Genomic DNA, 4,974 nt, shown 5'->3' with positions numbered 1-4,974 from the left:
TCGGGAGTCAGCATCTCTCAACAACATTGCTTCAGTTTCTGACCATAACTCAATTACTTGCGGGTAATCTGAGATATCCATTTCTCGTATCACTACTAATTTTTCCTCCAAGCACATAACGCCAAATTAAGGTGTGAACAACGCTGACACCTTACTTAAAGCATTGTGCCATAAACACAAAACTGACTTGAAGTGAGGGCACCAAGCGTTGTGAATCACTCTTAAATTTATTGTTATAAGTCATTTCAACTGTTTGCGATAAGCCTTTAACCTGTCACTTGCGAAACTTAACCACGCAGGAGCAGGTAAACTGGATTTTTCATAGACATAGTTGAGATACTTGAGGACCTGTTCTGGTCCATGAAAAGCGCTAACCTTGTACAACTTTACAGCATAACTAACCCTATCAAAATCCAAGCTACTGATAGATAACTTTGACTGCATATGCATTACAATATTTCGTTCATCGACGAGTTCTGATACCGCCTTCCTTAAAGAACTATGTTCTTTTAGAGGCGGGACATTAAATACCTGTGGAGCCAACTGAAACAATTTAGGTCGAATCGGAATAGCTTGATCTGATGCAATCTTATCAGTAAAAACATAGCGCGCATCTTTCTTTGGGCGCTCTAGCTTTAATGGCATGGGTTTTCCATTAGCTTTGCCATGCAAAATAAAGGACTTGTTTACCCAAGACTCTATAGCGCTTATGGAGAATGTTATCGCTGCCATTGCTTGTTGACACATTTCAAAGAACTTTTGCCTATTTTCCTCAGAAATATCGATTTCAAACATTCCATCAGACTCACAATGCTGCGCTGTAATTTCCTTTTTCCTTAATTCTGCTTTGAATGCAGCTTCTAATGCGTTAAAAAACATAAGCGCTTCAAACTCAGGAGGTGGTACGCGCATCTTGTAACCATTATATTCACCCTGGGAAGATATTACGGTTATCTTCCTTCCAGCTTTAGCTAACTGTCCATCCGGTAACACAGTGTCATGTGTAACAAATATATTTTTATCTTCTAATAGATGTTCCATATTTACCTTTGACTTATAACGCCGCATTAAGGTGTGAGCAACGCTGCCACGAAACTTAACCAGATCACCGTAAACACGAAAACCAACGATGGAATGAAAAATGCCATGCGTTGGGAATCACTCTTAAATGCTTTGTTAGAATAATTTCACGAGCTACGATACAGTTTAATACCGCAATGATTGCAAATGAACACACGCCGAGGATCATTTGCCCCATTAACTCCCCAATTTTTGATACTATTTGAACCGCAACCACAACATTTAAAGCCATTTTTAGTTTTGCAATCAGCATACTCTGTAGAATACTCCTCCATAGTCTGGATTGATTTCCAACTATCATTAGCTTTTTCGTGTGAGGATTTTATTGTGTAAGCGACCCATACAAAAATTAAAACGACTAATATTGGTATTATTACACCAAAAGACATTTGCTGACCTCTCAACTTTTATTTTAAATTTTGAAATAACACACTCAAGTATTCTAACGCCCTGTTAAGGGGTGAGCAACGCAATACCGAAGCCACCGCACACCACCTTAATCACTTAAACCAACGCATAGTGAAAATGCCACGCGTTGCGAATCCCTCTTGAACAGTTTGTTAGTGCGCTTTTTCAGCGCTCACCTAACCTTTGAGCGCGTTACGCCAATACTCGACCGTTTTATCTGAAACCATGCTGGTTTCTCTGGCTGCAGTTACTAGAAAGTCACACAATTTAGCTGCTATCTGCTCATTACTGAGTAAGTACAAACTACGAATTGCTCGGGTCAGGCGGAGTTGGTTGTGGTCATGACTTTTAAGCCAGACGTGATTAGCAGGGCTTAGTTCCAGTAATGAAGAAATTTCACACCCATCTCGCTGCAATCCCCAAAACTCGAGTAAAAGGTCGAGTGCTTTTAAGTGAGCAATGCGCAATTCTTCTGAGTTAGCAAAAGCCTCTCGATCTGCTTGAGTTACCAAAGGAGCATGTTGATTGAACTTAGTACCCTCATCGATCGGGAAAAGAACTTGAATATACTTATGATCATGCTCTAGCCAGAAGTGGTTGTAAGCTAACAACTGCTCTACATTGCGACCAAATTTATCTGGAGCTTTACCAGATATGAAACGAGCAATTTCACTCATTTTAAATCCTGCTTATTGTAATTTTTATCTTTGCGCACTAACGCCGCATTAAGGTGTGAGCAACGCTACCACCTAACCTAAACCATTGCACCATAAACACTAAACCCAACTTTGAAATGAAAATGCCAAGCGTTGGGAATCACTCTTAAATGCTTTGTTATAAAACAATTGGTCCCTTCATCTGAAAGCAGTCTGCATATGTTTCAAATGATTTATATACTTCTTGAGTCAAATTCGTTTGACCTGTGAGGATAGAACCAAATACGGCAACTAAGCCGTTAACACCATTCGATGCTTTCAAAACCTGTTCTAGCATAGCAACTGGATACCCTTTGCTATGTCTATCAACAGCATGTAAGCCTCCATGAACGTATGAGCTTAGCGGTTTCCAAGAATACTCTTTGAACTCGAGAATAGGATCTACTGCATTTGTGGGAGCCTTCTTCTCCAACTGGCTAATCATGTCGCTCAACATCGGCAAGTTGTTAGCTCTTCTTTGATTTTCTTCATTTAACTCTGCAGTTAGTTTGCTTACTGCTACGTCACTTGCAGCATACAACACCCACATTCCCCGAACTAGACTCTCGAACTGAAGCCTCAAGAGTCCAAGAGCAGATGTGAAGTTTCTTGTCGCGAGCAGAATCTTTAAACTTTCAGCATGTTCCAAGGATACGCTGCACATTATTTTGCTTACTCGAATCCTATCAGAACCATCATACAGCGGTTGCCTTAGTATATAGTCAACATAGTTCTCGTATTCAGCTGACCTTGCGAGTAAAATATCGATGGTCTACTCCTTGTTTTATAACGCCCTGTTAAGGTGTGAGCAACGCAATACCGATGCTTCCGCATGCCACCTTAAACACTAAACACAACGCATAGTAAAAATGCCACGCGTTGCGAATCACTCTTAAACAGATTGTTAAGTGCACATTACGCTACAACTGCCTTATCTATTTTGTCTGAGTTAAGGTAGTTTTCTAGCGCAAATACAATTCTATTTACTTCACTAGCCCCTATTGCTTTTAAATGCTTAAAAGGGAGTTGCTTAGATCTATTAAACCTGACTCTCTTTAACCGATTTAGTTTAAAATCACCCAAGATATTCACTTTAGGATCCGAACACGAAAATACATAAATAAACAATCGTCCAACTATAAAAGCGGTTGCTTGAGTGTTATTCCCTTGTTCAACAATTTCTCTTGACTGTGTATGTGATGTCCCCAGGCGAACAGAGGTTCGAGAATAAGCCGAGTTGTCATCGAGATCATGTTTTGCTAAATAAATACGAAATGAATCAGGTATTTTTTGGTGCTTACCAAACTCCAATAAATCGGTTTTTGGAGTAGACTCTGTATTGTTGTTGCTATGCTCTGCAAGCATAGTTTTCATAACTAGCCATTGTGTAAATAACCTAATTTGATCACGATTGAGCTCGATATCACACGAATAAAGCACATTTTTTATAATAGGCTTTACCTTTTCTTCTAATGCACTCATCCAGCCATTATTACATTTAGTGCAAACAACTCTAAATTTCTTTGTCGAAACGTTACCAAAACGTTCAGATAACTTTTCATCATAATCAGATGACTTAGGTTCAGAAGCTATCACGCCTTCAACGTATTTGTCTGTTGGGGACTTACCTAGTTCCTTACCCATCCAATCTGGCCAAAAGTGTTCTTTACTCATGCCAGTTTGGTCGCAAAATATACATTTCTTACTCATATCTCTCCTGTGCACTTAACGCCGCATTAAGTGGTGAACAACGCGACCACCCAAGCCTAAACCTTACCACATTTAGCACTAAAGCTGACCTGAACTGAAATTGCCAAGCGTTGAGAATCCGTCTTAAATGCTTTGTTATGTTTTAGCACAATTCGTTGATTTACTTGGCAAAGAACTGAGATGCAAACCTAGATTTCTGAACTAAATCACAAGCTCAAACTTACTTGACCGGCAGACGCGCCAAAACCCAAAACGAGCAAGTCCACTTCCCTGCTAATGAGGCAACTCGATCAAGCCTCAACAAGCGCCTTAGCAACAGCAGCGCAAAACAATGGCGATTTGCCGAGGCAACTGCCAAGGTTATTAGCTTATTGGGAAATACGTACAAAGCGACTTTGAGCCAAAGAAACAAGACGACCAAACCACCCGAAAACTTGAATGAAGCAACCCGCGAACCTTGGCATGTTTTACGGGTTAAGGGATTTAAGAACTGATCGACAATGGTGATTTGCTGAGTCTACTCCCAACGAATGGCTAGAGGGGCAAAGAACGACTCAAAGGAATTTAAACCATTGAAATTCCATTAAAACATAACGCCCTGTTAAGGGGTGAGCAACGCAATGCCGATGCCGCCGCATACCGCCTTAAACACTAAAACCAACGCATAGTAAAAATGCCACGCGTTGCGAATCCCTCTTGAACAGTTTGTTATGTACGTGGTTGGTTCTATCCCCAGAAACACCCATAAGTATCGTCTTCCAATATTTCCAAGAAAGCTTCTAGAAGTTGAATCTCTGGAACTGGCTCATACGAATGCCATTTTTGGTCGGATTTCATCCAGTAAATTTTCCACGCATCACGCGACTTATAATATTTGACTTTGGCTACTGGGCACTCCATTTTTTCGGATGGATCATTCCACTTAGGACGTATCTCGAAGATTTCGATGACTTGCCCCTCAGGGCAAGATTACGAAGCCCCTTGCCCCGCAAGGACTTGAGAAAGGTACGCATTACTGCGATTCGCTTTCTTTTGCTTTCTCTTGATCCCTGCTTTAAAACTTTTCTCCGCCGTAAGCAAA

At 40.6% G+C, this 4,974-nt stretch carries 5 protein-coding genes and 2 pseudogenes; all 7 read right to left on the bottom strand.

Features of this window, described 5'->3' with window-relative positions; genetic code table 11:
- A pseudogene (locus tag P2G85_RS21185) lies at positions 1-117 on the bottom strand (acetyltransferase); the annotation flags it as partial.
- 123 nt (positions 118-240) lie between these two features.
- Positions 241-1,041 carry a hypothetical protein gene (locus P2G85_RS21180; protein ID WP_275865994.1) on the bottom strand — a complete coding sequence of 267 codons (801 nt, stop codon included), beginning with the start codon at positions 1,039-1,041 and terminating at the stop codon, positions 241-243.
- 64 nt (positions 1,042-1,105) lie between these two features.
- Positions 1,106-1,333, bottom strand: coding sequence for a hypothetical protein (locus P2G85_RS21175; protein ID WP_146029953.1), 228 nt, complete (start codon positions 1,331-1,333; stop codon positions 1,106-1,108).
- A gap of 331 nt (positions 1,334-1,664) precedes the next feature.
- Positions 1,665-2,165 (bottom strand): opioid growth factor receptor-related protein, encoded by a 501-nt coding sequence (locus P2G85_RS21170; protein WP_275865993.1) that lies wholly within the window; start codon positions 2,163-2,165, stop codon positions 1,665-1,667.
- Between the two features lie 157 nt (positions 2,166-2,322).
- Positions 2,323-2,727, bottom strand: a complete 405-nt coding sequence (locus P2G85_RS21165; RefSeq protein ID WP_275865992.1) for a hypothetical protein — start codon at positions 2,725-2,727, stop codon at positions 2,323-2,325.
- Positions 2,728-3,098: 371 nt separating this feature from the next.
- On the bottom strand, positions 3,099-3,893 hold the full coding sequence (locus P2G85_RS21155) for a hypothetical protein (RefSeq protein ID WP_275865991.1): 795 nt from the start codon (positions 3,891-3,893) through the stop codon (positions 3,099-3,101).
- Positions 3,894-4,619: 726 nt separating this feature from the next.
- Positions 4,620-4,853: pseudogene (locus P2G85_RS21510) on the bottom strand (DUF3024 domain-containing protein); the annotation flags it as partial.
- Positions 4,854-4,974: the final 121 nt, after the last annotated feature.

It is taken from the genome of Vibrio sp. CAU 1672 (genome assembly GCF_029223195.1).
Classification (GTDB): Bacteria; Pseudomonadota; Gammaproteobacteria; order Enterobacterales; family Vibrionaceae; genus Vibrio.
The sequence above is the reverse complement of the archived record's forward strand: the minus strand, read 5'-3'. Positions and strand labels throughout refer to the sequence as shown.

Excerpts from the sequence above, each read along its gene's own strand:
- P2G85_RS21180 (WP_275865994.1), bottom strand. The coding sequence starts at position 1,041 with ATGGAACATCTATTAGAAGATAAAAATATATTTGTTACACATGACACT.
- P2G85_RS21175 (WP_146029953.1), bottom strand. The coding sequence starts at position 1,333 with ATGCTGATTGCAAAACTAAAAATGGCTTTAAATGTTGTGGTTGCGGTT.
- P2G85_RS21170 (WP_275865993.1), bottom strand. The coding sequence starts at position 2,165 with ATGAGTGAAATTGCTCGTTTCATATCTGGTAAAGCTCCAGATAAATTT.
- P2G85_RS21155 (WP_275865991.1), bottom strand. The coding sequence starts at position 3,893 with ATGAGTAAGAAATGTATATTTTGCGACCAAACTGGCATGAGTAAAGAA.